Origin of the sequence: Qipengyuania pelagi (genome assembly GCF_009827295.1) — a bacterium.
GTDB classification, from domain to species: Bacteria; Pseudomonadota; Alphaproteobacteria; order Sphingomonadales; family Sphingomonadaceae; genus Qipengyuania; species Qipengyuania pelagi.
The window spans coordinates 138,903-164,533 of record NZ_WTYD01000001.1; the positions used below are offsets into that span (position 1 = coordinate 138,903).

Below are 25,631 nucleotides of genomic sequence, written 5' to 3' on the forward strand. Positions count from 1 at the left end.
CTTTGCCTACGCGGCGCAGTTACGGATAGATCGCGGCATGAATGGTCAGCACACCTTGAACCCCGGAAACACGGATCGCGGCATCGTGACGCAGCAGCGCGCGGCCCCTGCCGCCGCGCGCCAGCCGATCGAGGACGACAAGGTGATGCTGCGCGCCGCGCGGGATCTGACCAAGGATATCGCGGAGGCCAATCCCGCGATCTACTGGACCGATATGCTGGTGTCCGCCCTGATCGGCTATGGCGCTCTGGCCGGGGCGATCCTTGCCGACAGCGTTCCCCTCGCCATCGCGCTCGGGGTGATATCGGCGCTGGCGCTGTATCGCGCCCTGCTGTTCATCCACGAAATCTCGCATTTCCGCAGGGGTGCGATGGCGCGCTTCGGTGCGGCCTGGAACGTCCTCGTCGGCATTCCGCTGCTGACGCCGTCCTTCATGTATGAGGGCGCCCATGTCATCCATCACAAACGCACCCAGTATGGCACGGTCGAGGACCCGGAATATCTCCCGCTCGCTCTAATGAAACCGTGGACGCTTCCGCTCTTCGTCGTGATCGCGCCGCTCGCGACGGTCGGGCTGCTGTTCCGGTTCGCGGTGCTCGTGCCGCTCGGGGCCGTCATTCCGGCGGTGCGACGCGTGACCTGGGCGCGCTTTTCCGCCCTCGCGATCAATCCCAAGTTCCGGCGCCGCCCGGTGGAAGACGATCTGCGCCAGAAGGTGTTCTGGCAGGAATTGGGCGGGGCGGTCTGGGCCTGGACGCTGATCGCCAGCGTGTTTCTGCTGGGCTGGAAGCCGATCCTGATCGCCTTCGCGGTGTTCTCGGTCGTGGCGACGGTCAACCAGCTGCGGACCTTGGTGGCGCATCTCTGGGAGAATGAAGGCGAACCGATGACGGTGACCGCCCAGTTCCTCGACAGCGTCAACGTGCCGCCGCCGGGGCGGATCGCGGAATTGTGGGCGCCGGTCGGCCTGCGCTATCACGCGCTGCACCATTTGATGCCGTCCATGCCTTACCATTCGCTGCCCGAGGCGCATCGGCGTCTGGCGAGGGAATTGGGCGAGGGGTCGACCTATCATGGCGCGAACCACCCCGGAATGGCCTCGTTGGTGGCGCGCATCACGCGGAGCACCATGACGCGCCGCTGATCGAGGGGGCGCGCGTCAGTCCAGCAGCCGGATCATCGCGCAGCGCGGCAGATCCGGCGCGCCGTCCTCGACCGCGCTATCATCACTGTTCGCCACTTCAACGAAACCTTGCGAAGCATAGAACGGCGCATTCCAGGCGATGTCGCGCCAGGTGGTGAGAGTGATCGCCCGGAAGCCGGAATTGCGCGCATCGATCGCGAGCGCTTCGAGCAATGTCGCGCCGATCCTGCGACGTTGCCAGGATCGCGCGACGCTCAGTTCATGGAGATGAAGCTCGCGGCCCTTGGGGGCAGCGGCGGCGAAGCCGATCACTTGCTCGCCCGCGATGGCGGACAGGCAATGACCGCGACGGATCAGGCGCGCGTAATCCTGCTCGCTCTGCGAAGGCGGGATCGCGACGCCCGCCAGTTCGGGCGCGGAGCGCAGCAGGTCCGCCGCATCTTCCTCGACCCGATGAAACGCAGCCGCATCTTCGCTGCGCGCGAGACGAAGCGACCAGGCGCCGCTCACTCCTCGGTCCGGATCAGGACGGTCTCACCCACGAGGAAGAACAGGAGGAACGGCGCCCAGGCAGCAAGAAAGGGCGGGTAGCCGCCGAAATTGCCCATCGCCAGCGCCGCGTTGTCGACCACGAAATAGGCAAAGCCCAGAGCCATTCCGATCAGCGCGCGAACGAACAACTGGCCCGACCGCGCGAGGCCGAACGCCGCCACCGAACCCAATAAAGGCATCAGGACGGCCGAGAGCGGCCCTGACAGCTTGTGCCACCATTTGGCGCGCAATTCGGCCGTGCGCCGTCCCGCCGCCTCGTATCGATCGATGGCGCCGGACAGAGCAAAGAAGGACACGGTGTCGGGATCGACCTGGGCGAGGTCGACCTGCTCGGGCGTCAACCCCTGGGCGACCACGATCTCGGGTATCTGCTCCGCGCCCGCGCTTGCGACCTCGAAGCGGGTCGCATCCTCCAGCCGCCAGCCGGGCGCCGCATAGGTCGCGACCGGCGCGCGGATCTGTTCGACGATGGCGCCTTCGGGGCTGCGGCGATACCAGGTGACCTGCCGCATCGCGATCGCCTCCCCGCTGCCAGCGACGGCCGCAGCGGAAAGGATGTCGGTGCCATCGGTCAGATAGACATTGGTGCGGACATTGCTCGTCTCGGGGATCGAGCCGAATTCGTTCGCCTCCCACGCTTTCAACGTAGCGGTCGCGCGCGTCACCACCCGCTCGTTGAAGGCGAAGCTGACGCCCGCGACGACCAGCGACGTTAGCAGGAAGGGGGCGAGCACCTGATGGGCGGACAGGCCGGCGGCTTTCATCGCCACCACCTCGCTGTTCTGGTTGAGGCCGACAAGCGCGATCAGTGTCGCAAGGAGAACCGAATAGGGCAGGAAACGCGCGACGAGCTGCGGGATGCGCAATCCGGCATAGGTCAGCAATTCGGCTTGACCGTTCCCCTCCACCGCGAGGATTTCGCCGCTCGAGGAGAGCAGGTCCAGCATCAGCAGGACGAGCACCAGCATCACCAGCACCGCCAGGATGCGGGCGATGAACATCTTTGCGAGATAAAGCGTCAGCGTGCGCGAGGGGAAGAAATCGAACTGCATCTGTGGGCGCCGTGTCCTATTCCGCCGGGACCGGATCGAGCGGCGTGCCGCCTTGCGTGTCGGGATGCGCCGTCTCATCGCGCATCCGCCGCCGTCCGAATAGCCTGCCGAGCCGTTTGGCGATCTTCGCGAACCAGCTTTCCAGTGCGCCGATCGCCTGTCCGCCGGGCACATGGGCGACGCGATAATACATCCAGCCGATCAGCGCCGCGAACAGCACGAACGGCCCCCACAGGGCGAGGATCGGGTCGAAGCGCCCGAGCGCGGCGAGGTCTTCGCCGTACTGGTTTATCTTGTGGTAGGAGACCACCATCACGATCGAGACGAACACGCCGAGCGCGCTGGTCGATCGCTTGGGCGGAATGCCGAGCGACACGGCGAGCAGAGGCAGCAGCGCCATCATCACCACCTCGACGAGGCGGAAATTGAAGCTCGCTTGGCTGGCATCGCGCCGCGCCTCGCTCTCACCGGAATTCCATCCGATCCTCAGCAATTCCGGCAGGATATATTCCCGCTCCGCATCGCCGCGGGCGCGGAATTCCTCGATCGCGGGCAGGTCGATTGGCAGATATTGGCGCGTGAAGGCCAGGACGCGCGGCGACTGATTGCCCATGTCCTGGACGATGGTGCCATCGTCGAGCCGCAGGATGATCGTGTCGGGACTGTCGGTCGTGGCGAGGAACGAGCCCTCGCGCGCGCTGATCGAGAGGATCTGGCCCTTATCGTTGGAGACGCGCGCGAAGATGCCCTTGAGGCGTGTTCCGTCATCCTCGCTCTCCTCGATCCGCAGCGCCATCCGGTCCGCCAGCGTGGTGAATTCGCCCACCTTGATCGAGGCGCCCAGCGCGCCCGACCGCAATTCGTATTCGAGCTGTTCGTAATAATAGCGGCTGATCGGCTGGACGTAGAAGACCAGCGCCACGTTCACCGCCATCAGCACCGCCGTGATGATGTAGGGCATCCGCAGCATCCGGCCATAACTCATCCCAACGGCGCGCAGCACGTCGAGTTCGCTGCTGGTGGCGAGCTTGCGGAAGGCGACGAGGATGCCGAGCATCAGGCCGAGCGGAATGGCGAGGCTGGCATATTCAGGGATCAGCGCGCCTAGCATCTTGAAGACGACGCCGACCGGTCCGCCTTCGACCGCGACGAAATCGAACAGTCTCAGCATCTTGTCGAGCGTCAGCAGCGAGGCGGCGAGCGCGAACACGCCCAGCATCGGCACGACGACGAGCTTGAAGATATAGCGATCGATGCTGGGGACGAAGTTGAACACTAGGGGCCTGGCTATCGTTCGGGGGGCGCGAATGCCCTAGCGTGGTTTGCCGGATCGGTCATGCGCAAAGGCGTCGTACCGGCTTCGAAACGGGGTCGCAAACGCACCAAACCGTCACCAGAACCGGCTTCCGGGCACGCCCTTGAACGGTCCAGCCTCGCGCGAGGTGATCCAGCCGCCGTAAAACCCGCCCGGCTGCGGCACGACCTGTTCGCCATCGACAAGGCATTCCTCGAACGGATCGGCATAGAAGGCGATGTGGCCCGCGACGGGCGCGAAGGAGGAGGTGGGGTCGGGATAGGACCAGCCGACGCCTTCAAACCGGTCGCCGCCGATCGCGACGTCCCAGTATCGCGCCTGCCCCTTCCATTCGCACAGCGAACGGCGCGGATTGGGAGACAGCAGGTCCATCGCGATATCGCCTTGCGGGAGGTAATAGGTCGGCGGATGGCTGGTTTCGAGCGTGCGCCAGCTGTTCCGCGTATCGGCGAGGACGACACCCTTGTGACGGATCAGGATATGGCGATCGCTCGGTTCGGCCACGGCGGGGCGGGGATAGTCCCAGACGCTTTCCTGCCCCGGACCGATCTGATCGGGTTCGGGATGTCCGATCATCCCGAAACGATTGCGCAGCCTGCGCTCACGCCTTTTCCAGCGTGCATTGGAGCGGATGCTGATTCTGGCGGGCGAAATCCATCACCTGGTTCACCTTGGTTTCGGCCACCTCGTAAGGGAAGATGCCGCACACGCCGACGCCCTTCTGATGGACGTGGAGCATGACGCGAGTCGCTTCTTCCATGTCCATGCGGAAGAACCGCTTGAGGATGATGACGACGAATTCCATCGGCGTGTAATCGTCGTTCAACAGCAGGACCTTGTACTGGCTCGGCTTTTTCGGCTTGGCACGGGTCCGGGTGGCGAGGCCGACGCGGCTCTGGCCGCCGGCATCGTCGTCGCCGCCGCCATCGGCATCATCCCCGCCAGCGGTGAAGATCGCAGGGTCGAAAGGGCCCGCCGCATACGCAGCATCGGTGGCAGCGGCCGGATAGGGAGAGCGCAAGGATCGCATGAGAGACCGCATATCGTATCGATCGTGCGCTTCGCAAGTCGCCACGCGATGCGGCGCGCGGTTTATCGGATACGAAGCCGATGGCTGCCTGGAGATGGAACCACAAAAAACGGGCCGGATGGCAGATGCCATCCGGCCCGTGATCGTATCGTCCCCGGGCGGGAGAGAGAGGAGAGAGGCCCGGGAACGAGGAGCTTGTTACGCTCAGGCGGCCTTCGAGAGCTTCTCGGTGGCGACGCTGGCGCGGGTCGAGATCGGCGCGAAGGCTTCGTTGGCGAGCTTCATCATCATCTCGGCGTTCTTCGAGGTGGTGGCGACCATCGCGTCGAAATTGCGACGGGCGATCTCACCCTGGAGCTGGAAGAATTCGGTCGGCGACTTGATCGCGGCCATCTTCTTCACGTCGTCCTGGACGGTGTCGGCAGCGGTCTTGGCTTCCTCGACATAGGTGCGGCCCATGTCCTGCATACCCGAGGCGAGGATCTTGCCCGATTCGACGAGGGCTTCGATGTTGCCCTTGTGGAAGTCGGTGACCTGCGAGGTGATTTCGCTGCCCTTTTCGAAAGCGGCCTTGGCGCGGGTCTGCAGCTGGGCAGCCATGTCCTTGGCGGTGGCGGTGTAGTCGGTCTTGGTGTTCTTGGCAGTGGCCATGATCTTTTCCTTCAATTGCGATACAGTGGGGCGGGCGTTGTTGCGCGCAGCCGCCTTCTTGGTTGTTTTCTCAGTGGGCTTGTCGGCAGCCTTCTTCGGCGCACGCTTCTTCGCGGGCGTCTTCTTGGCAGCGACTTTCTTGGCAGGGGCCTTCTTCGCCGGTGCCTTTGCAGGCACCGCCTTTTCGGCTTCTACTTTCGCAGCCGGAGCCTTCGACTCGGCCTGCGCCGGTTCCGCGGCAACCGCTTCGGCAATCGCGGACGGCTTGACCGCAGCGGTCTCGTCAGCGGAAACCGCCTTCTCGACAGCCTTGGCGTTTACTTCGCCGGCTTTCTTCTGCGCCGCGTCGGCAAACGCCTTTTCCGCGGCAGCATCGATTTTGCTCTGACCCTCGGCCATCGGTAACCTCACTTTGTTGCATTGCACAAATAGGGTGCGGGGCAACAAACGTCAAGCAGTTTTTGTGCAGTGCACAAATTCCGATTTTAGAGGGTGGGTCCGCCCTTTGCGTTGGCCCCTATCGCGTCATCACGTAACGCCCCGGCGCGTTCTCGATAACAGCGTCGCCCTTGCCGCCCGGCTTGCGCTTGCCCGTCGCCTTCACCGTCGATCCGTCGGACGCGCGCAGCCATTCGATCCAGTCGGGCCACCAGCTGCCCTTGTGCTCGGTCGCCCCGGCAGCAAACTCCTCCAGCGAGGCGGGATCGCCTTCATTGATCCAGTACTGGTATTTACCCGCCTCGGGCGGATTGACCACGCCCGCGATATGCCCCGATCCGGCGAGGACGAAGCGCAGTGGGCCATTAAAGTGTTCGGTGATCTTCCAGACGCTTGCGGCGGGCGCGATGTGGTCTTCGCGCCCGGCCTGCACATAAGTGGGCGTCTCCACCAGCCCGAGATCTATCTTCGTCCCGTCGACCTCCATCCGGTCCTTCTCGACCAGCCGGTTGTCGCGATAGAGATCGCGCAGATAGTCCTGGTGCCATTTGGCGGGCAGGTTGGTGACGTCCCCGTTCCAGTGCAGGAGATCGAAGGCCGGATAGTCTTCGCCCAGCATGTAATTGTTGACGACGTAGTTCCAGATGAGGTCCGTGCCCCGCAACAGGTTGAACGTCGCCGCCATATACCGCCCGTCGAGATAGCCTTCGGGCGAGAGCGACTGGATCGCGGCCAGTTGCTGGTCGTCGACGAAATGCAGCAATTCGCCAGCCTGTTCGAAATCGACCTGCGCGGTGAAGAAGGTCGCGCTGCTGACCTTGTCCTGCTCGCCCCGGCGATGCAGCAGCGCCAGTGTCGCGGCGAGCGTGGTGCCCGCCACGCAATAGCCGATTGCGTTCACCGCTTCGACGCCCAGCCGTTCGCGCACATGGTCGATCGCCTCGATCTGGCCGCGCACGTAATCGTCCCAAACGACATCCTTCATGCTGGCATCGGCCGATTTCCAGCTGACCATGAACACGGTCAGCCCCTGCGCCACCGCCCAGCGCACGAAGCTCTTCTTCTCGTTCAGATCGAGGATGTAGAAGCGGTTGATCCAGGGTGGGAAGATGACGAGCGGGGTCTCCATCACCGTGTCCGTCGTCGGGGAATACTGGATCAGCTGGAACAGCGGCGTTTCATGGACGACCTTGCCCGGCGTCGTCGCGATGTTTTCGCCAAGCGTGAACGCGTCGGAATCGGTGTGGCTCAACTGTCCGCGCCGCAGGTCGGCGATCAGGTGCTCCATTCCCTTGATGAGGTTCTCGCCGCGCGTTTCCAGCGTGCGTTCGAGCACGACCGGATTGGTCATCGGGAAATTGGCCGGGCTCGCCGCTTCGGTGATGGCGCGGGTGGTGAAGCGCAACTGCTCGCGCTTGTCGGGCGTCAGGCCTTCCATATCGTCGACCATGGCCAGCGCCTGCTGGGCGAGGAAGAGATAGGTCTGGTGGATCAGCGCGAAGGCGGGATGGGCGCGCCAGCGCGGATCGGCGAAACGCTTGTCCTTGAGCGGGAGGTCGGGCTCCCCTTCGCTCACGGCGTCGGCCTGCGGCCCGATGCCGTATTGGCCCAGCACCTGTTCCCACAAAGCCATGCCCTGTTCGAACAGGGCCTTCTGCTGTTCGACCTGGGCGATCGGCATCTGGCTGTACCAGTTTTCGGCCAAGCTCATCCAGCGGGACGGATCGAAGAAGGGCATCATCGCCTGGGGATCGGCCAGCTTCTCCTGCTGATATTCCAGCCACATGGTCTGAAGCTTCGTGCCGACCTCGGCCCAATGCTGCATATCCTGGGGCGACATGGCGGAAACCGCCTCGCCGCCCGCCATCGGGAACAGGGAGGGGTTCATCGTCGGCGTAAACATGGGCGCGAACATTGCCTGGGCGAGCTTGGCGGGGCCTTCGGCCATGGCCGTCATGGCATCCGTGCTGAAGGGGTTGGGCGCTTGGGTCTTGTCGGTCATCACAGGCTCCGCTCGTTCGCTGTCGCGCCGATCGGTATCAAGGCGCGCTTGTCTCCCGTGTAGAATATTCCGGCGCGCCGTGACTAGGGTGAGTTTGCGTGGCGGGCCGGAGCAGCTAGACGCATAAGGGATACGACGCCGTCTCGCACTTTCGGAGGATCGCTTGGCCGAAGAATTCTACCGCATCAAACGCCTGCCGCCCTATGTGATCGCGGAGGTCAACGCGATGCGGCACGCGGCGCGGCGCGAAGGGCGCGACATCATCGACCTCGGCATGGGCAATCCCGATCGCCCGCCGCCCCAGCACGTCGTCGACAAATTGTGCGAGGTCGCGGGCAAGCCCGGCGCGCACGGCTATTCCCAGTCCAAGGGCATTCCGGGCCTGCGCCGCGCGCAGGCGAATTATTACGGCCGCCGCTTCAACGTCGATCTCGATCCCGAGCGCGAGGTGGTGGTCACGATGGGCTCGAAGGAAGGCCTGTCGAGCATGGCGACCGCGATCACCGCACCGGGCGACGTGGTGCTGGCGCCGAGCCCCAGCTATCCGATCCACACGTTCGGCTTCATCATCGCGGGCGCCACCATCCGCAGCGTGCCGACCACGCCCGACGAGAAATACTGGCAGGCGCTCGACAATGCGATGGCCTACACCGTGCCGCGCCCGACCGTGCTGGTCGTCAATTATCCCAGCAACCCCACCGCCGAGACGGTCGATCTCGCCTTCTACGAACGGCTGGTTGCCTGGGCGAAGGAGAACAAGGTCTGGGTCCTGTCCGACCTCGCCTATTCCGAGCTGTATTACGACGGCAAGCCGACCCGATCGATCCTGGAAGTGCCGGGGGCGAAGGATGTGGCGGTCGAGTTCACCTCCATGTCCAAGACCTATTCCATGGCCGGATGGCGGATGGGCTTCGCGGTGGGCAATCCCGAACTGATCGGGGCACTGACGCGGGTGAAGAGCTATCTCGATTACGGCGCCTTTACGCCGATCCAGGCGGCAGCCTGCGCCGCTCTGAACGGGCCGCAAGATATCGTGGAGGAAAACCGCGCCCGCTATCAGCATCGGCGCGACGTGATGGTGGAGGCGTTCGGGCGCGCGGGCTGGGACATTCCCTCGCCGCCCGCCAGCATGTTCGCCTGGGCGCCCCTGCCGCCGGGCTTCCACAATGTCGGCAGCCTCGAATTTTCCAAGCAATTGCTGGAACACGCGGGTGTCGCGGTGGCGGCGGGCGTCGGCTATGGCGAGGAGGGCGAGGGCTATGTCCGCATCGCCATGGTCGAGAACGAACAGCGCATCCGCCAGGCGGCACGCAATGTGAAGCGCTTCCTCGCCGAACGGGGCTGAGCGGGAATACCGCGCTACCCCTCCAAAGCGGAGGTTTCCGCGCCCGCAGCCTCGCGATCGGCCCGCTAGGCCCCCATCCGGCCCGCACAGTGGCGGAGCCGGGAAGGGTCGATGGCGCGCCAATTCAGCTGGATTTCGCTCGCCGACGAGCCGCCCGAGCCATGGGATCTGCGCACGGTGGGCTGGACGATGCTGCCAGACGAGGGCGGCACCGTGCCGCTCCTCCTCGACGGGCGCGATGGCACCGCGCCCGCCATTCCAGAGACGCCGAGACGCCGGGTGGCGGTGCTGGGCGTGGACAGTCCGGCGCGGCGCGGCGAACTGCTCACAAGCGGTTTCGGCGAAGTCCTCGCAGCCGATATCGATCTCGCCGAACTGGCCGCGCGCGTCGCGCGCATGGCCGACAACGCCGCGCGTCTGCCGCGCGAAATGCAGGCGGGGCCGGTAACACTCGATCTCTTCCACCGCGACGGGCGGGTGGAGGATCGCTGGCTCGGCCTGCATCCGCGCGAATTCGCGCTGCTGTGGCATCTCGCCGAAACGACCGGCCAGGCCGTGACGCGCGCCGATCTTCTGATGGCGGTCTGGCGCTTGCGGCACGATCCGGGGACCAATTCGCTCGAAGTCCATGTCTCGCGCCTGCGCACCAAGCTGAACGCCGCCGGAGTCGCGGGCCTGATCGAGACGGCACCCGAAGGGGGCTACAAGCTCAAAGGCTGACGCTGGACAGCGCCGCACGCTTGTCCCACCATTGCGGGAAAGACCCGGCAAAGGAGCAGTGGCGTGCAGGAAAACGATCGGATTCGGATCGATCTCGGCGAGGATGGCGTGGCGCAGGTGCGCTTCACGCGCGGCGACAAGATGAACGCGCTCGACCCCGAACAGTTCGACCGGATCATCGAAGCGGGCGAATATTTGCGCACGCTGAAAGGCCTGCGTGTCGTGGTCCTGTCGGGCGAGGGCAGGGCGTTCTGCGCCGGGCTCGACCTCTCCAGCATGGCCGCCGGTGGCTCCAGCCCGCAGGCGAAGCTGGCCGAGCGCACCCACGGCAATTCTAATCGCGCGCAGGAAGCCGCCATGACCTGGCGCAAATGCCCGGTCCCGGTGATCGCTGCGGTGCATGGGGTGTGCTTCGGCGGCGGATTACAGATCGCGAGCGGCGCGGATATCCGCGTGGTCCATCCCGAAACGCGCATGGCGATCATGGAGATGAAATGGGGGCTGGTCCCCGACATGGGCGGATACGCGCTGTGGCGCGGGCTGGTGCGCGACGATGTGCTGCGCGAGCTGGTCTACACCAATCGCGAATTCACCGGACGCGAGGCGCAGGAGCTGGGGCTGGCGACCTTCGTCGAGAATGACCCGCTGGCGCGCGCGACGGCCTTGGCCCAGACGATCGCTGGCAAGAACCCGGCGGCGGTGCGCGGGTCCAAGCGATTGTTCGACGCGATGCACGATCGCAATACCGACGCGATCCTGATGGCCGAGAGCGAGGAGCAGGATGCAGTCATTCGCAAGCCCAACCAGATCGAGGCGGTGATGGCCGAGATGCAGAAGCGCGCGCCCCAATTCGAGGATTGAGGCCGGTCAGCAGAAGCGGAAGCGTCGCAGGTCGTCAGCGCCCGCTTCGATCACTCCGTCGAGCCCGACCGGATCGCGCGCGCCATCGGTCAGGGTCGCAAGCGTTTCGCCATCCTCCGCCGGAATGCAGGCCAGCACACGCTTGCCAGAAGCCGTGCGCGCGACCACCGTGCCCATCCGAACCTCGCCGCTGCGGGTGTATTGGACGGTATAGGTTTCGAGCGTCACCGGCCCGGTATAGGCCTCGTCGATCGCGGGGATCGGGCCGCGCCGCGCATCGGCTTCGGCCTGGTAATCGTAGTCCTGCGGAAAGCGCGCGCCGGTCGGTTCGCTCGATAGAATGATCGTGTGGTTATAGGTCGCATAGCCGCCGTTCGCGAACAGCAGGCCCGTGCCGGGACGCCCACGCAACCGCTCCACCATGCTGACGACCGCGTGGCTCATATAATTGCCGATCGGTCCCCCGCCGAAGGTCAGGCCGCCGAAGACGGTGATCGGCCTGTCCAGTGGCCACCCGAGGACGCGCCGCGCCATCTTCGGCACGCAGGGAAAGCAGCTGTAGAGTTCGACATGGTCGAGATCGGCGGCGGTCACGGCATTGAGGTCGAGCGCCCGTTCGATCGACACCGCGAGGCTGGGCGAGGCGGCGTAGCTGTCGCGCTCGAGGAAATCCGCATCCTCCCGCGCCGCCGCCCCGTATCCGATATGGATCAGGCGCTGTTCGGCGATGCCGCGCCGCCGCGCTTCGGCGAGGCTCGTGACGAGGAAACCCGCGCCCTGATTGACGCTCGCATTGGCGACCTGGAATTTGGTGTAGGGAAAGGCAATCGGACGGTTGCGGGATGAAGGCGTGACGACTTCCTCAGCAGAGACGACATCGTCCAGCCAGGCGTGCGCATTATCCGCTGCGACCGCGCTCATTCCCGCCCACAAGGCCCCGCTTTCCGCCTGCCCTTCGGCCAGCGGCTGCCCCCATGCGGAGCGCGCCGCGTTCTCGTAAAGCGGATAGACGTCGACTGGCAGGGTGAGGCCGTAACTCTGCGCATAACCTTCCTTCCGGCGGTGCGGCGCATCGCGCAGGGCGTTGGGTTTTGCGCCGTCCTCGCGCCGTTTCAGCGCGGCGAGCTGGCCCGCCGTGCGCAGCGCCTCGCCACCGACGATCGCGCAGATTGTCGCCTCGCCCGCGCCGATCCGATTGGCGGCATCGTTCAGCAGACGGGTCGGACCGTCGCCGTTCGGGCCGGGCGTGTGGGTGCGGTGGGCGGGAACGATGCCCAGCGCGGCGCATAAAGCATCCTCAACCGGATTGAGCTGGGGCCAGCCGATCTGCGTCACCACGGCAAGGCTGTCGCAATCCATGAGCAACCCGGCGGCGCCATCCCTTTCCGCCCGCCGCAGTGCTTCGGCCATCAGCCCGACCGGATCGAGCCCGTCTCCGGGCTGGTCAGGGCGGTCGTTCACCTGCCCAACGCCCACGATGACCGGTATCCGTTCCGGGTTCAGCTCCATCCTATTGCTCCCTTGCGTGCTCTCTTCCGCACCGATACCGGTTGCAAAACGAAACACAAAGGAGAGGCCCGCCCATGAAGACCGCGATCACCGAGATGTTCGGCATCCAGCATCCCATCATCCAGGGCGGGATGCATTATGTCGGCTTTGCCGAGATGGCGGCGGCGGTTTCCAATGCGGGCGGGCTGGGCATCATCACCGGGCTGACCCAAGGCACGCCCGAAAAGCTCGCCAACGAGATCGCACGCTGCAAGGACATGACCGACAAGCCCTTCGGCGTGAACCTGACCTTCCTGCCCTCGCTGAATCCGCCCGACTATCCCGGCCTCGTCAAGGCGATCATCGAAGGCGGGGTGAAGGTGGTCGAGACCGCCGGGCGCAATCCCGAACAGGTCCTGCCGCATCTCAAAGGTGCCGGGATCAAGGTGATCCACAAATGCACCAGCGTGCGCCATTCGCTGAAGGCCCAGTCGATCGGCTGCGACGCGGTCTCGGTCGACGGGTTCGAATGCGGCGGCCATCCGGGCGAGGACGATATTCCCAACATGATCCTGCTCCCCCGCGCGGCGGACGAGCTGGAGATCCCCTTCGTCGCGAGCGGGGGGATGGCCGATGCGCGCAGCCTTGTCGCGGCGCTGGCTATGGGCGCCGAGGGGATGAACATGGGCACGCGCTTCATCGCGACGAAGGAAGCGCCGGTGCACGACAATGTGAAGCAGGCGATCCTCGCGGCGAGCGAACTCGACACGCGGCTGGTCATGCGGCCCCTTCGCAACACCGAGCGGGTGATGACCAATGACGCGGTCGAGAAACTGCTCGAGATCGAGAAGGAAAAGGGCGCGGACCTCACTTTCGAGGATATCTACGAACAGGTCGCGGGCGTCTATCCGCGCATCATGGCGGAAGGAGACATGGATGCGGGCGCCTGGTCCTGCGGTATGGTGGCCGGCCTCATCAGCGACATCCCGACCTGTCAGGAACTGATCGACCGGATCATGAGCGAGGCCGAGGCGATTATCCGTCAGCGGCTCGCCGGGTTCCTCGACGCGTAAGGGTTTCGATCATGGAATATGGCAATCTTGGCCGTTCGGGCCTCAAGGTGTCGCGCCTGTGCCTCGGCTGCATGAGCTATGGCGACACCAGCCGCGGCTGGCATGGCGACTGGGTGCTGGACGAAGGGCAGTCCCGCCCCTTCATCCGCGAGGCTGTCGAGGCGGGGATCAACTTCTTCGATACCGCCAACATGTATTCGATGGGCGCATCGGAAGAGGTGATCGGGAAATTGCTGCCCGAATTCGCCCATCGCGACGAGATCGTGGTGGCGACCAAGGCCTTTCTCCCGTGGAAGCGGGCACCGAACGCTGGCGGTCTGTCGCGCAAGGCCCTGTTCCAGGCGGTGGACGACAGCCTCAAGCGGCTCGACATGGACTATGTCGACCTGTTCCAGATCCATCGGTGGGATCCGTCGACCCCGATCGAGGAGACGATGGAAGCGCTTCACGACATCGTGAAGATGGGCAAGGCGCGCTATCTCGGCGCATCCAGCATGTATGCCTGGCAATTCGCCAAGGCGCAGGAGACGGCGCGCGCGAACAATTGGACGCCCTTCGTCTCGATGCAGAACCATGTGAACCTGCTCTATCGCGAGGAGGAGCGCGAGATGATCCCGCTGTGTGAGGATCAGGGCGTGGGCCTGATCCCGTGGAGCCCGCTGGCGCGCGGACGTCTGGCGCGGGCCTGGGACGAAAGCACGGTCCGCAGCGAGACCGACGGGTTCGGCAAGACGCTCTATCGCCAGCACGTCGAGGCCGATCGCGCGGTGATCGAAGCGGTCGGCGCAATCGCGAAGGAGCGCGGGGTGGAGCGGGCCAGCGTGGCGCTTGCCTGGCAGTTTTCCAAGCCCGCCATGGTCGCGCCCATCATCGGGGCGACCAAGCCCGGCCATATCGCGGCGGCGGTGGCGGCGACCGGGCTTGCCCTGAGCGAGGAGGAGATCGCGCGGCTCGAAGCGCCCTACCTTCCCAAAAATCCGGTCGGAGTCGAAAGCACGGTGGCGGGCGATCTCGCGCTTACCCTGCGCGGGGAATAAGCACCTATCCGCCAAAAAACACGCGCAAATCGCGCAATCTGCGACAGGCCTGTCACATTCGCGATATCCCCGTCACGCAGCGGTCACGCAAGCGCGACACAAGGCTCCGGCAAAGGGGGCATTGCGTCGGGGAATCATGCAAATCGTTTCGATCTTTCTGACCGGGGAAGAGGCGGAGACCTTCGCGCCTTTCGATCATGACGACACCCATGTCGTGTTCGACCGGCTGACCGGGCACGGGCCGCGCCGCATCGCGGAAGGGCAGGTCTGGGCCTTTATCGACTGGGTGCTCGAGGATATGTCGGGCCTCGAACTGTGCCGCCGCCTGCGCCGCGATCCGCGCATGGCGGATGCGCATATCACCATGGTGCTGGATGGCGAGGACAAGGCTGCGCATGACGAGGATCGGCGCCGCGCGCTGAAGGCGGGGGCGGACGATTACATGATCGGCCCCGTCGATCGCCACGCCATGCTCGACCGGGTCTTCGCCCTGCGCTCGCCGCGCCAGCAGCAGCGGGTGGCGCGCGTGATCGAACTGGGGGCGCTGGCGATCGATCTGGGATCGCTCCAGGCGCGCTGGGGCGGCGAGCGGCTGGCCCTGCGCCCCAACGAGTTTCGCCTGCTGCGGTTCTTCGCAGAAAATCCCGATCGCGTGCTTAGCCGCCAGGATCTGATCGCGGGGCTGGGCAAGCAGGACCCCCCGATCGACGAGCGCACCGTCGATGTCTGGGTCGGCCGCCTGCGCCGCGCGCTCCAGCAGGCGGGCGCGGGCCAGCCGCTGCGCACGGTGCGATCGCTGGGCTATGTCTTCGACAGCGAATAAGGGCTGTCACCAGCGGGCTTACGCGGCGTCCCACGCTTCCGTCAGCCTCAGCGCGCCGTCACCATAGAGATAGTCCGGTTCGAACCGGGCATAGGCTTCGAGCGCGTCCCAATCGGTGGGATAGAGATCGCCGCGCCGGATCTCGCCGACCCCGGCCGCGCGCAGCTTGCCCACTGCGCGATTGGCATGGATCGCGCTGACCCCGCACATATCGGCGAGGTCCAATTGGGTGAACGGCGTCCTCATCGGTCCGTTGACCGGGCGATCGATCAATTGCAGCCGCTTGCGCAATTCGGAATAGAGATGCGCGATCCGGCGCGGGGCATCGAGCTGTTCGAGCGTCTGGATCCATTTGCGATGGATGGCGGCATCGAGCAGCGTGGCGAACCACATCGCCCGCGCGACACCCGGCCGCTCGCGCATCACCGATCGAAGCGCACCGTGGCTCACATACCCGACCTTCACTCGCCCTACGGTGACGATGTTGTGATCCAGCCGCTTGAGGGCGAACCCGTGCAAGTCGACGAAGTCACCCGGCACGTGAACGCCGACGATATACCGTCGATCGGTTTTCTCGATTGTTCTGAAGACGAAACCCTCGATCAGAAGGGTGCTGCGTTCGGCGACCTGGCCGCGCTCGATGAGGACGGTCGCATTGCCATGCTCCTCGACAGATTCAACCAGGGTCTCGATATATCGCAGATCGTCTTCGGAGAGATTGTCGCGCAGGCGGCCGGCGAGGAAATTGCCGGTCAGCGGATACTCCATCGTCTCGCAATCCCACATCACGTTCAGGTCGGCGCGGACGTAAGCGAGCCCGTGGGGCGGGTCTATTGACGGATGTTAGCTTCCTGTTCTTTATTCGTTTCGCGTTTTTTGCGAAGACCGAGCGCTCAGCGGAAGGACAGGTCTCCGTCCCCGTAGAGATAATCGGGTTCGAAATCCGCGAAGGTCTCGAGCGTTTCGCGCGATGCGATCTCGACGCGCCCGCGCCGGAAATCGGCGATGCCCTCGGCGCGCAGTTTCCCGATCGCGCGGTTCGTATGGATCGCGGTCGCGCCGCACATTTCGGCGATATTGTTCTGGGTCAGCGGCGTGTCGAACCCGGTTTCGTCGCCAAGGCCGACCATTTCGAGCCGCCGCCAGATCTCGGCGAAGATATAGGCGATGCGGCGCGGCACGGTCAGCTGCTCCAGCTTCATGATCCACTGGCGGTGGAGGGCCGCGTCCAGCAGGGTGGAAAACCACAACAGGCGGCCGAGATGGGGGTCGTCCGCCATGGCGGCGGTCAGCCGCTCGTGGGGAACCAGCGCGATCTTGGCGGGGCCCACGCAGTCGATATTGTGATCGAGGTGCTTCAGCGCGAAGCAGTGCAGATCGACGAAGTCTCCCGGCACGTGGAAGCTCACCGCATGGCGCTTGCCGTCGCTTTCGAGCGTTCGCAGCATGAAGCCTTCGACGAGCATGGTGGAGGTGTTGCAGACATCGCCGCGCGCGATGATGCGGTCGCCATGGTCGCGATCAACCGTTTCGGACACCAATCCTTCGATCCGCGCCTTTTCGCTCTCGCTCAGGGCGTGCCGGGCGCGGCCCTCGAGGAACCGTCCGGTCAGGGGGAAGCGTTCGATCTCCGTCTGGTCCACCATGGCGGTGCGTTAGCGGCGCATCGCCAAGCTGCCAACTATTGTTAGTTCGGTGGCCGGGTGAGCGGCGAACCCGTTCGGTTTCTCATGCCCACACGCACACGCCGCGCATGAAGATCGCGGTTCTCGCCCATATCCGCCACGCCATCGCCGAACCCTTTAAGGGCGGGATGGAGGCGCACTGCCACGCCCTGTGCCGCGGATTGCGGGCGCGAGGCCACGAGGTGACGCTGTTCGCCGCCGCCGGGTCGGACGATCCCGCTCTCGTGCCGACCGTCGCGCAGCCCTATGAGAGCGTGCTGCCGTTCGAACTCTGGCACGGGACGGAGCGGCTGGCGGCCTATCAATTCGAAGGGTTCGCCAGCGCGTTCGATCACCTGCGCGCGGGATCGTTCGACATGGTCCACAACAATTCGCTGTTCGCTCCGGTCATTGGTTGGTGCGCCGATGCGGGGATACCCTGCGTCACATCCCAGCACGTGCCCCCCTTCGGCGCGATGAGGAACGCGGTTGCGGCCCATATCGGGCGTCCGGGTGTGGCGGTGACCGTGACCTCGCACCACCAGGTTTCTCTCTGGCCGGAAGCGTGCCGGGACCGGCTGCGCGTGGTGCCGAACGGAGTCGATACCGACGCATGGCGTCCGCTAGCCGCTAACCCCGAAGAGACAGTCGGGGAGCACCTGACATGGGTGGGCCGGATCGCGCCGAACAAGGGAACGGCGGAAGCGGTGCGCGCCGCGCGGCTCGCGAAGGCTGCGCTGCGTGTGTTCGGCCCGATCGAGGATGCCGCGTATTTCGCCCGTGAAGTCGCGCCGCATCTCTGCGAGCAGATCGTCTATCAAGGCCATCTCGATTCCGCGCGCCTGCAACAGGAAATCCGCACCAGCCGTGCCGCGCTCGTCACGCCGCGTTGGGACGAACCTTTCGGTCTCGTCGCGGCGGAAGCGCTCGCCAGCGGCACTCCCGTCGTCGGATTCGCGCGCGGGGCTATCCCGGAGGTGGTCGGCGATTGCGGGATACTGGGGCCCGATGGTGACGTGGCCGCGCTTGCCCGAGCCATTCAGGCTGTCGCGAAGGTCGACCGCTCCCTGTGCCGCGAGCGCGCGCTGGCGCGGTTTTCGATCCCCCGGATGATCGCCGGGTACGAGTGCTGCTACGCGGCGGCCATCTCGGCTTGCGGCACGGCCGGTTCGCCGCGCGCGATCCGTTCCTCCATCAGCGCCAAGGCTTTGGAGGCACTCGCATAGGGCGCGTGTTCCTGCTGGCGTGTCAGGGCCAGTTCTGCCGGGCCGGGATCGCGGAGCTTGACGAAGCCGCCTTGTCCATCGCGCTTGACGAGGCCCATCAGTTCGAAGGCGCGCAGCCAGTGTTCCATCGTCGGCGCGTTCCATTTCGTTTCGAAATATTGCGCGTTGCGGATCACGCTGTCGATGTGGTGGACGGGCGGCATGTGGTGGGGGTGATATTGGTGATAGGCCTTCGCGCCGCGCACCCACCACAAGGGCTGACCTTGCGACACGAATGTCCGCCCGAAATCGGTATCCTCGCCGCCATAGCCGTCATATCCCTCGTCGAACCCGCCGATCTGGGTGAACGCCGCTTTCGTAAGAGCGAAATTGAGCGACCAGAAGCAACGATAATCGCCGCATTCGCCGACCATTCCCGCCGGAGGGCCGGCACGCTCCGAATGCTTGACCGCGACGCGTTCGAACCGGGCGTAATCGATCCCCGCATCGGTGGCGCCTTTCGGTAGATAGCCGACTTCGCCCATGAACACGCCATCGTTCAATGCGGCGGCGATGGCGTAATCCGCCAGACATTCGGGATCCGGGATACAATCCACGTCGAGGAAGACGAGCAGCTCGCCCCGCGCCTCGGCAGCGGCGCGATTGCGGGCCTGTGCCAGGGGGATTCCCTTTTCGCCCATGACGATCTGGCGAATGGGAAAGTCGGTTTCCGGCAGATCGTATTCGCGATCCTGCATGACCGCCACGACCAGTTCCATCGGCTGTCGGCGATTACGGGCGAGGCCGCTCACGAGATTGGAGAGATGCCGCTCGCGCCCATGGGCGAGCGTGCAAACCGAAGCTGTCATGCGATGATCTCCGCCACTATTTCCACGGCAGGTTTTTCCCCGTCCGATTGCCAGAGCCGGACAGCCAGTTCGTCCAGCCAGTGTGCCGCCTTCGTCGCAGCATCATGATCGATGATCGCGCGCTGGCGTTCGCACTCGATAAGACCGGCAGCGCGCCTCAGGCCCGCCCAGCCTTCCGCATGGGACGGCCATTGGCGCGATACCGCGGCCAGGCCTTCGCGATCGAGCACCTCCGCCTTGCAGAGCTGTTCGTCGAAATAGCGCCATTCGGGCACCACGATCCAAGGACGACCGGCGGCGAGCACCATATGCGCGGTCGTGTTGCCGCAGCTCGATACGACGCGGTCGGCGGCCGCGATCCAGGTCTGCGGATTGTCGACCCAGCCGCGATGCTCGAGATTGCCGGGCGGCGTCTCGTGCCATTCGCTCCGCACGGTGCCGATGGTGATCCAGCGCACATTCGGTTCGGCCCGCGCGCCGAGCGTGATCGGGGCGCTCGGCGTGCCTTCGCCGCCGCCGCCCGCGACCACCAGCACGATCTCCGCATCCTCCGCGATCCCCAGTTCCGCCCTAGCCGCCATGCGAGACGGCGCGGCGCGGCAATCGATCCCGACGCCGCTGGCGTAGTGAGTCTTCTTGCGCAGATGATAGGGCCGGTCGGCCTGCTCCAGCGCCTGCGCATAGGGCGCCAGCAGGCCCACCGCGCTGTCATACGCCGCCATGTGACCCGGATCGTTGCGAGCGCCGTGCTGCATCACAGCTATATGCGGCACCGAACAGAGCCGCGCGAGCTGGCCGAGTTCGGCGGAAACGTCGGTGACGAACAGCGCCGGATTGGCGCGCGCGAACCATGCGGTGATGGTCGCCATGGCCTCTCTGATCGTATCCCAACCCAGCGGCGCGCAATGCGTGGTGTCCGGCATCGCGAAACTTTGTAGCGCTGCCGGTTCGCGACCGGTCGGCTCGAACAGGGAGGGGATGGCGATCACCTCGACACCGGGGGCGAGAGCGGGAAAGATATCCTCGCGGGCGCAGAACAGGGTGACCGGCCTTTTCGCCGCCAGCTCGTTGGCAATGCTCGCCGCGCGTTCGGCATGGCCGCGTCCTTGGTGGTGGACGAAATAGCCGATCGGCTGCGCGCGCGTCATGCCACCTGCTCCACCCGGTGAGCCGCGCGCTGGCGCCGCTGGTGCGCCAGGATGCCTTCCAGCGCGCCATTGGCGTGCGAGCGCCGCGCCACATAGACATTCGCCCGGTCCGACAGCGTGGCGATTTCCTGCGAGTGGTTCGCGACCATGATCGCATTGTCGCACACGCTCAGCATATCCTCGTCGTTTCCGCTGTCCCCCACAGCGAAAACGTTGCGCATATCGACGCCCAGCCGTCCGGCGATGTGCCGCATGGCAACCGCCTTTCCCCCCGCGATCGGAAGAATGTCGAGCAGGGTCGCATGGCTGAGGACGGTCCGCGCGTAGATGCCGCGTTCCAGCAGACGCACGCGCAGGGCGTCCGCCACGGTCGGGTCGTCGGCGAAGAAGCTGCGCTTGAATTCGCGTTGTTCGTAATGGGGCTGCGGCGTCAGGCCCTTGAGGCCTTTCACCGCCTCGTCCACGGCAGCAGGATCCCAGCCGAGCGCGATCTTGCGATCGAAGAGGAGATCGCGCTCGATTTCTCCATGGCGCTCGACGTAGAGTTCGCTTCCGACCGAGGTGATCCAGGCGCGCGGCCTGGGCAATCCCCATTCGCGCACGATACGCTGCGCCTCGACGATCGAGCGTCCGGTCGCGAGGACGAAGCCGACGCCGCTGTTCCTGCTCAGATACTCGCGCAATCGCGAAACGCCGATGCGGCAGCCGGTCAGCGTGTTGTCGAGATCGCAGACGAGCAGCGAAGATAGGACCTTGTTCACAGGCTCTTCCCGCGACAAGATGTCACGCGCCAGAGCGACGAAATGGTCCGCATAGGCCTCCCACGTCATCGCGGTTACGCGGGCGAGGGCGTTGGCCGATTTCTCCGCCCAGAGCGCGCGGTCGTCCAGCAGACGCTCGATCGCATCGGCAATGTCCTGCGGATCGTCTGGATCGACGAGCAAGCCGTGGTCCAGCTGGTCGAGAATGTCGATCGGGCCACCGATGCGCGTGGCGACGACCGGCACGCCATGGGCCGCGGCTTCGACGAGAGTGAGGCCATAGGGCTCCACCTTCGCCGGATTGACGAAGACGCCGCCACTCTCTCGGGCAAGCGCGAAGAGCGCCTCCACATCCTCGCGCGCGTGGCGCGGCGGGTAAGCGATGCTCCCGTATAATTCATGCCGGTCGATCGTATCGAGGAGCTCGGAAAAGACGGCGCGCCTTTCCGCCCCGCCGCTTTCGATCCCGTCGCGCAGGCCGGCAAGGATCACGAGATTGGCCTTCGCGCGCAGCCAGGGCGATCGACCGAAGGCCTCGACCAGCATGGCGAGGTTCTTCTTCGCCACGGGTCGGGCGATAGCGAGGATGATCGGCTTGTCCGGCTCACGCAGGAAGGGCGCTATCAGATCGCGTGCGCGGTCCCTGGCGTCTTGCCCGACGCTGGGCACCTTCACGCCCGGCACGATCCGGTTGACGCGGCCTATCCGGGCGGACGGGTAGGCCAGGATCTGCCGCTCGCATTCGTCGCGCGAGGAGCCGACGATCGCCGACGCGGCACCGATCGCGCGATCTTCCTCGGCGATCCGGCCATCCAACTCGGCTGCCAGTTCGGGTCCGGGAGCGGTGACGGCAGCGCGCTTGTCCAGCCCGAGCGAATGCGCGGTGTAGATGAAGGGTATTCCGAACTCGCGCTCGATCTGGGCGGCGATGTCGGCGGCATCGGCGAAGTGGGCGTGGACGATGTCCGGCAAGCGGCTGCGCGCCCGCAGGTCCGCGAACAAAGCATCGATGAAGGCGGCACGATCCTGCGCCAGGGCTTCCTTGGCCAGATAGCGCGGATCGCCGCTGTCGATCCGCCGGATCACGCATGTGTCCGAAATCCATTCCTCGCTCTGCGCATGGATCGCGCCGAGCCTTTTATCGACGAAGCGCCTTGTGATGATCTCCGCCAGCTCGACATCGTCCCGCCGCGCCAGCGCTTCCATCTCGCCGAGAATATAGGTGATGTGGCCGCCGGTATCCTCGGTAATTCCGTATTGAACCGGCTCTGCCCGAAGGCAGCCTCCCAGCGCGATCGACATGATATGCAAACGAGGGCCCCTGATACTCACAGGGACCCAATCCGCCCGCGAGATCACCGGGCTCCATTTAAACGTTTGTTATGCGTTTATTTTCGGGGGGTCATCGACGCGGAACAAGCTTTAGGGCCGGGGGTGCGATCTGCCGTGCCACCTCGCCATCTGCCGCATCGATCTCGCATCGGTCGCGCCCGGCGGCCTTGGCACGGTAAAGCGCGCGGTCCGCGCGCCGCAAAAGATCGCCCGTCGCCTCGCCTGCCTTCATCGTGGCCATGCCGATGCTCACGGTGATGAGATCGGCATCCGCGTAGTCGAGCTGCTCGATGGCGAGGCGCATGCTTTCGCAGGCAAGGAAGGCGGCGCGCTGGTCCAGCGGCAGGAGCAGGACGAATTCCTCGCCGCCGATGCGCGCCGCATGGCCCGCGGAAGGCCGGTTGCGTTCGAGACAGGCGGCGACCTTGCGCAGCACCTCGTCGCCGACGGCATGGCCGAAACGGTCGTTGAACCGCTTGAAATGATCGACGTCGATGATCGCGATGCTGAGCGCAGTGTGCGTGTCTGCGCTCTGCGCAACGTCCAGCCATCGGTCGAGCGCCCGGCGATTGGGGAGGCCGGTGAGCGGATCGGAAAGCGCCTCGGTCTGACTGGCCCTCACGACCGAATGCAGGAAGCTCGCGATGACCAACAGGCCGGCGGCAATCGTCAGCAAGCCGCTGCTCGCCTGCGAGATGGCGGCGTAGATCGTGCCCGCATAGTCCCGTTCCGTCGCGCCCGTTCCCAGCCAGATGGCGAACGCCGCCTTGAGCGGGAAATGCAGGGCCATGACGACGGATACACCGACGAGACAGCGATTGAGCAGGGACGGGGGCGCGTGCCGCTTCATCGCCACCGTGCAAAGGATCGCCCCAAATGTGAACCAGCTCTGGAAGGAGAGCTGATACCAAACCGTATCGCGCGGCGCCTCGATCGTCGCGACCCGCCACAGGCAGCCGCAAATCAGGATCAGCGCGGCGCTCGCCCACATCGGTCGGCGCTTGTGATAATGCGACATGGCCAGCGCCATCGTGACCAGCGCGGTGAGAAAAGACGCGAAACCGATGGTTTGCAGGACCGCGACATTCCCGCCAAGCCAGATGGCGAGACCAGCCAGAGGCTCGATCACGCCGAACGCAAAGGCAAGGGCGAACCAGCGCGCGCGCCGGACCATCGGGTAGGTATGGGCGGTGACGAGGAACGCCCCGATAAACATCGCGGCGACCAGAATATTGGTCAGGATCGGCAGGATGGCCTGGGGCATGGTCGCGATGATGATCCCGGTGTTCGGTTCACACGTGGAAGCGGCTGGTTCGGGAAACCCCTAGGGCAGGTATGGTTACGAACGGGTAAAACACCCGGACGTCCATAGCCACACCCCTTCGAACCGGCCCGCCCGATCGGCGCGACTGGCGGAGCGACCCGCACCGGGATCGGTGGGCAAGACTGGTGGGGCTTAGGGCATCGGCTCCGGTCGCACCGACCCGGCCACACGCAGCCTCTCTGCTGCCTCGCGAATGATCGCTCGCTTGTCTGCGTCGCTGGCCGCCTGCCACGCCGCGATCTCGTCGAGAGAGCGCCCGCACCCCGTGCAATGGCGATTGTCCCGGTCCAGCCGACAGAGATTGATGCAAGGGGAGGCGATGGCGGGCACCGGCGGTTGATCTCTCCAGGATCGGGACAAATCAAGCGTCCAAAGCATTTGAAGGCGATCGTCGGACCACCGTTCCAGAGGTGGCTCGCGCCTGACTGGTCCTCATTCAAAAAGCAAAATCACATTCAGGCGTTGAAGCCTTCGCGGGGAACGGCCGCCCATGTGCTGTCGCTCTTGAGATAGCGCTTCACCCCCTTGAGGCGATACCACAGGTTCAACTGGCGGTATCCGAAGTTCTCGACGATCGCCGCCCATCCGATGCGCAACAGGTCCTTCGCGGTCGGGGTGCGGCGGAGCTGGTGTTCTTCGAGAGCCAGCGTCCCCACGCTCAACCCGCATCCGAACACGACCGACACGAAGAAGAAGACCAGTGCCGCCATCGGATCGAGAATACCCAGCAGAACCGCCAGCGGGATCAGGACGTAGCCGATGAGTTCGGCTGGCGGACCGAGCAGATCTTCCAGGATCATCTGCGGCAGGGCGAGCATTCCGATACGGCCATAGCGCGGGTTGCCGATCATCCGGCGATGAAAGCTGAGAGTTTCGAGGGCGCCTTGCTGCCAGCGCGCGCGCTGATTGGCCAGGCCTTCCAAAGACGCGGGGGCTTCGGTCCAGCAGACGATATCGGGAACGAATGCTATCCTGTAGGGCCGCTTCTTCTCCCTCATGTGGCGATGGATATGCGTGACCAGTTCGAGGTCCTCACCCACGGTGTCGTGCCGATATCCGCCCATCTCGATCAGATCCGATCGCCGGAACAGCCCGAAGGCGCCGGAGATCAGCATCAGCGTATTGGTATGGGCGTTCGCAACTCTGGCGGTGAGGAAGGCGCGCAGATATTCGCAGACCTGAAATTGCGGGATGAAATCCCTCGATATGCGGATTTCCTGGAGCGATCCGCCTTCGACCCTGCTGCCATTCGCCACCCTGATGGCGCCGCCGACCGCGACGAGCCTGCCGTCATCATGCATGAAGGGCTCGGAGGCGCGCAGCAGGCTATCCGGCTCGACGATCGAATCCGCGTCGATCACGCAGACCAGGGGCGTGCGCGCGAAGCCGATCCCCGCATTGGCCGCATCGGCCTCCAGCTGCTCTTCGTCGGCCGGACCCAGATCACCGCGAGCGGCCATGCCCAACAGGTGAAACCACGCAATATCTATCGAGGACTTTGATCAGCGCGGCTTCGGAGAAGCTGATTCCCGTTATGAGGACGGACGGCGTGCCTCCTTCTAGGGGCGATCCTTCGAGCCGAACCGTTCCACCGTCCAGGGCGGCTTGAATCTTTTTTGATGCTACAATCCTCTCCCAATCTTGGGCCGGAATCTGAGCGTCGCGTACTACCTTGGTCGGTCCCCCAGTGGGTCTTATCTCTCGCACAAGAGCATAAGTCTTGATTAGGCCGGCCGCGGCGAAATCGGCTAGTAGAGCATCAGCTTTTTCGAGATCCCGGGACTTAACGAGCTCGAT

The 25,631-nt window shown here is 65.0% G+C and carries 24 protein-coding genes; 8 read left to right on the forward strand and 16 right to left on the reverse strand.

What is annotated here, in order from left to right:
* Positions 1-37 precede the first annotated feature (37 nt).
* Positions 38-1,144, forward strand: coding sequence for a fatty acid desaturase family protein (locus GRI47_RS00690; protein ID WP_160659500.1), 1,107 nt, complete (start codon positions 38-40; stop codon positions 1,142-1,144).
* Between the two features lie 15 nt (positions 1,145-1,159).
* Here the strand turns inward: GRI47_RS00690 and GRI47_RS00695 are convergent, their stop codons facing one another.
* The 7 genes from GRI47_RS00695 to GRI47_RS00725 all read right to left on the reverse strand — a co-directional run bounded on the left by GRI47_RS00695 (position 1,160) and on the right by GRI47_RS00725 (position 8,184).
* On the reverse strand, positions 1,160-1,654 hold the full coding sequence (locus GRI47_RS00695) for a GNAT family N-acetyltransferase (RefSeq protein ID WP_160659501.1): 495 nt from the start codon (positions 1,652-1,654) through the stop codon (positions 1,160-1,162).
* Entirely contained in the window at positions 1,651-2,748 is a 1,098-nt protein-coding gene (gene lptG, locus GRI47_RS00700; protein ID WP_160659502.1) for an LPS export ABC transporter permease LptG, read from the reverse strand. The genes GRI47_RS00695 and lptG overlap by 4 nt, the downstream gene beginning before the upstream one ends.
* Positions 2,749-2,764: 16 nt before the next feature.
* Complete coding sequence (locus tag GRI47_RS00705) at positions 2,765-4,024, reverse strand: LptF/LptG family permease (RefSeq protein ID WP_160659503.1); 1,260 nt, start codon at positions 4,022-4,024, stop codon at positions 2,765-2,767.
* 114 nt (positions 4,025-4,138) lie between these two features.
* Entirely contained in the window at positions 4,139-4,639 is a 501-nt protein-coding gene (locus GRI47_RS00710; protein WP_160659504.1) for a DUF427 domain-containing protein, read from the reverse strand.
* A gap of 25 nt (positions 4,640-4,664) precedes the next feature.
* Positions 4,665-5,093, reverse strand: a complete 429-nt coding sequence (gene clpS / locus GRI47_RS00715) for an ATP-dependent Clp protease adapter ClpS (RefSeq protein WP_419956972.1) — start codon at positions 5,091-5,093, stop codon at positions 4,665-4,667.
* A gap of 204 nt (positions 5,094-5,297) precedes the next feature.
* A complete protein-coding gene (locus tag GRI47_RS00720; protein ID WP_160659505.1) occupies positions 5,298-6,143 on the reverse strand; it encodes a phasin family protein in 846 nt (281 codons plus the stop codon).
* A gap of 118 nt (positions 6,144-6,261) precedes the next feature.
* Positions 6,262-8,184 (reverse strand): PHA/PHB synthase family protein, encoded by a 1,923-nt coding sequence (locus tag GRI47_RS00725; protein ID WP_160659506.1) that lies wholly within the window; start codon positions 8,182-8,184, stop codon positions 6,262-6,264.
* Positions 8,185-8,347: 163 nt separating this feature from the next.
* Between GRI47_RS00725 and GRI47_RS00730 the strand changes: the two genes are divergently transcribed.
* From GRI47_RS00730 to GRI47_RS00740, 3 genes are all read left to right on the forward strand, one after another.
* Positions 8,348-9,529, forward strand: coding sequence for an LL-diaminopimelate aminotransferase (locus tag GRI47_RS00730; protein ID WP_160659507.1), 1,182 nt, complete (start codon positions 8,348-8,350; stop codon positions 9,527-9,529).
* A gap of 111 nt (positions 9,530-9,640) precedes the next feature.
* The gene (locus tag GRI47_RS14895) at positions 9,641-10,249 is read left to right on the forward strand and encodes a winged helix-turn-helix transcriptional regulator (protein WP_160659508.1); all 609 of its coding nucleotides are present in this window, start codon (positions 9,641-9,643) and stop codon (positions 10,247-10,249) included.
* A 63-nt stretch (positions 10,250-10,312) separates the two neighbouring features.
* Entirely contained in the window at positions 10,313-11,110 is a 798-nt protein-coding gene (locus GRI47_RS00740; protein WP_160659509.1) for a crotonase/enoyl-CoA hydratase family protein, read from the forward strand.
* 6 nt (positions 11,111-11,116) lie between these two features.
* On the opposite strand, the gene GRI47_RS00745 is transcribed toward GRI47_RS00740, so the two are convergent.
* Positions 11,117-12,619, reverse strand: a complete 1,503-nt coding sequence (locus tag GRI47_RS00745) for an acetyl-CoA acetyltransferase (RefSeq protein WP_160659510.1) — start codon at positions 12,617-12,619, stop codon at positions 11,117-11,119.
* A 74-nt stretch (positions 12,620-12,693) separates the two neighbouring features.
* Here GRI47_RS00745 and GRI47_RS00750 point away from each other — a divergent pair, with 74 nt between their 5' ends.
* The 3 genes from GRI47_RS00750 (at position 12,694) to GRI47_RS00760 (ending at position 15,531) form a co-directional block, all read left to right on the forward strand.
* A complete protein-coding gene (locus GRI47_RS00750) occupies positions 12,694-13,671 on the forward strand; it encodes an NAD(P)H-dependent flavin oxidoreductase (RefSeq protein ID WP_160659511.1) in 978 nt (325 codons plus the stop codon).
* Positions 13,672-13,682: 11 nt separating this feature from the next.
* Complete coding sequence (locus tag GRI47_RS00755) at positions 13,683-14,708, forward strand: aldo/keto reductase (RefSeq protein ID WP_160659512.1); 1,026 nt, start codon at positions 13,683-13,685, stop codon at positions 14,706-14,708.
* A 136-nt stretch (positions 14,709-14,844) separates the two neighbouring features.
* Positions 14,845-15,531, forward strand: coding sequence for a response regulator transcription factor (locus tag GRI47_RS00760; protein WP_160659513.1), 687 nt, complete (start codon positions 14,845-14,847; stop codon positions 15,529-15,531).
* An 18-nt stretch (positions 15,532-15,549) separates the two neighbouring features.
* On the opposite strand, the gene GRI47_RS00765 is transcribed toward GRI47_RS00760, so the two are convergent.
* Both GRI47_RS00765 and GRI47_RS00770 read right to left on the reverse strand, forming a co-directional pair.
* Positions 15,550-16,299, reverse strand: coding sequence for a Crp/Fnr family transcriptional regulator (locus tag GRI47_RS00765; protein ID WP_160659514.1), 750 nt, complete (start codon positions 16,297-16,299; stop codon positions 15,550-15,552).
* Positions 16,300-16,424: 125 nt separating this feature from the next.
* Positions 16,425-17,177, reverse strand: a complete 753-nt coding sequence (locus GRI47_RS00770) for a Crp/Fnr family transcriptional regulator (protein ID WP_160659515.1) — start codon at positions 17,175-17,177, stop codon at positions 16,425-16,427.
* Positions 17,178-17,284: 107 nt separating this feature from the next.
* Between GRI47_RS00770 and GRI47_RS00775 the strand changes: the two genes are divergently transcribed.
* Positions 17,285-18,421: a glycosyltransferase gene (locus GRI47_RS00775; RefSeq protein ID WP_160659516.1), complete on the forward strand. Its 1,137-nt coding sequence runs from the start codon at positions 17,285-17,287 to the stop codon at positions 18,419-18,421.
* Here the strand turns inward: GRI47_RS00775 and GRI47_RS00780 are convergent.
* The 6 genes from GRI47_RS00780 to GRI47_RS00805 form a co-directional block, all read right to left on the reverse strand.
* On the reverse strand, positions 18,328-19,269 hold the full coding sequence (locus GRI47_RS00780) for a glycosyltransferase family 2 protein (protein ID WP_160659517.1): 942 nt from the start codon (positions 19,267-19,269) through the stop codon (positions 18,328-18,330). The genes GRI47_RS00775 and GRI47_RS00780 overlap by 94 nt on opposite strands.
* Positions 19,266-20,417 (reverse strand): hypothetical protein, encoded by a 1,152-nt coding sequence (locus tag GRI47_RS00785; protein ID WP_160659518.1) that lies wholly within the window; start codon positions 20,415-20,417, stop codon positions 19,266-19,268. Before GRI47_RS00785 ends, GRI47_RS00780 begins: the two co-directional genes overlap by 4 nt.
* Positions 20,414-22,480: an HAD-IIB family hydrolase gene (locus GRI47_RS00790; RefSeq protein ID WP_237452681.1), complete on the reverse strand. Its 2,067-nt coding sequence runs from the start codon at positions 22,478-22,480 to the stop codon at positions 20,414-20,416. The genes GRI47_RS00785 and GRI47_RS00790 overlap by 4 nt, the downstream gene beginning before the upstream one ends.
* A gap of 100 nt (positions 22,481-22,580) precedes the next feature.
* A complete protein-coding gene (locus GRI47_RS00795; protein ID WP_160659520.1) occupies positions 22,581-23,774 on the reverse strand; it encodes a GGDEF domain-containing protein in 1,194 nt (397 codons plus the stop codon).
* A 192-nt stretch (positions 23,775-23,966) separates the two neighbouring features.
* Positions 23,967-24,212 (reverse strand): DUF1289 domain-containing protein, encoded by a 246-nt coding sequence (locus tag GRI47_RS00800; protein WP_160659521.1) that lies wholly within the window; start codon positions 24,210-24,212, stop codon positions 23,967-23,969.
* A 77-nt stretch (positions 24,213-24,289) separates the two neighbouring features.
* A complete protein-coding gene (locus tag GRI47_RS00805; RefSeq protein ID WP_160659522.1) occupies positions 24,290-25,294 on the reverse strand; it encodes a glycosyltransferase family 2 protein in 1,005 nt (334 codons plus the stop codon).
* Between the last annotated feature and the right edge of the window lie 337 nt (positions 25,295-25,631).

What these genes read in the sequence shown, in the direction of transcription:
- GRI47_RS00690 (WP_160659500.1), top strand. Translation starts at nt 38, where the DNA reads ATGAATGGTCAGCACACCTTGAACCCCGGAAACACGGATCGCGGCATC.
- lptG (WP_160659502.1), bottom strand. Translation starts at nt 2,748, where the DNA reads ATGCAGTTCGATTTCTTCCCCTCGCGCACGCTGACGCTTTATCTCGCA.
- GRI47_RS00710 (WP_160659504.1), bottom strand. Translation starts at nt 4,639, where the DNA reads ATGATCGGACATCCCGAACCCGATCAGATCGGTCCGGGGCAGGAAAGC.
- clpS (WP_419956972.1), bottom strand. Translation starts at nt 5,093, where the DNA reads ATGCGATCCTTGCGCTCTCCCTATCCGGCCGCTGCCACCGATGCTGCG.
- GRI47_RS00720 (WP_160659505.1), bottom strand. Translation starts at nt 6,143, where the DNA reads ATGGCCGAGGGTCAGAGCAAAATCGATGCTGCCGCGGAAAAGGCGTTT.
- GRI47_RS00725 (WP_160659506.1), bottom strand. Translation starts at nt 8,184, where the DNA reads ATGACCGACAAGACCCAAGCGCCCAACCCCTTCAGCACGGATGCCATG.
- GRI47_RS14895 (WP_160659508.1), top strand. Translation starts at nt 9,641, where the DNA reads ATGGCGCGCCAATTCAGCTGGATTTCGCTCGCCGACGAGCCGCCCGAG.
- GRI47_RS00745 (WP_160659510.1), bottom strand. Translation starts at nt 12,619, where the DNA reads ATGGAGCTGAACCCGGAACGGATACCGGTCATCGTGGGCGTTGGGCAG.
- GRI47_RS00750 (WP_160659511.1), top strand. Translation starts at nt 12,694, where the DNA reads ATGAAGACCGCGATCACCGAGATGTTCGGCATCCAGCATCCCATCATC.
- GRI47_RS00755 (WP_160659512.1), top strand. Translation starts at nt 13,683, where the DNA reads ATGGAATATGGCAATCTTGGCCGTTCGGGCCTCAAGGTGTCGCGCCTG.
- GRI47_RS00760 (WP_160659513.1), top strand. Translation starts at nt 14,845, where the DNA reads ATGCAAATCGTTTCGATCTTTCTGACCGGGGAAGAGGCGGAGACCTTC.
- GRI47_RS00765 (WP_160659514.1), bottom strand. Translation starts at nt 16,299, where the DNA reads ATGGAGTATCCGCTGACCGGCAATTTCCTCGCCGGCCGCCTGCGCGAC.
- GRI47_RS00770 (WP_160659515.1), bottom strand. Translation starts at nt 17,177, where the DNA reads ATGGTGGACCAGACGGAGATCGAACGCTTCCCCCTGACCGGACGGTTC.
- GRI47_RS00775 (WP_160659516.1), top strand. Translation starts at nt 17,285, where the DNA reads ATGAAGATCGCGGTTCTCGCCCATATCCGCCACGCCATCGCCGAACCC.
- GRI47_RS00780 (WP_160659517.1), bottom strand. Translation starts at nt 19,269, where the DNA reads ATGACAGCTTCGGTTTGCACGCTCGCCCATGGGCGCGAGCGGCATCTC.
- GRI47_RS00785 (WP_160659518.1), bottom strand. Translation starts at nt 20,417, where the DNA reads ATGACGCGCGCGCAGCCGATCGGCTATTTCGTCCACCACCAAGGACGC.
- GRI47_RS00790 (WP_237452681.1), bottom strand. Translation starts at nt 22,480, where the DNA reads ATGTCGATCGCGCTGGGAGGCTGCCTTCGGGCAGAGCCGGTTCAATAC.
- GRI47_RS00795 (WP_160659520.1), bottom strand. Translation starts at nt 23,774, where the DNA reads ATGCCCCAGGCCATCCTGCCGATCCTGACCAATATTCTGGTCGCCGCG.
- GRI47_RS00800 (WP_160659521.1), bottom strand. Translation starts at nt 24,212, where the DNA reads ATGCTTTGGACGCTTGATTTGTCCCGATCCTGGAGAGATCAACCGCCG.
- GRI47_RS00805 (WP_160659522.1), bottom strand. Translation starts at nt 25,294, where the DNA reads ATGGCCGCTCGCGGTGATCTGGGTCCGGCCGACGAAGAGCAGCTGGAG.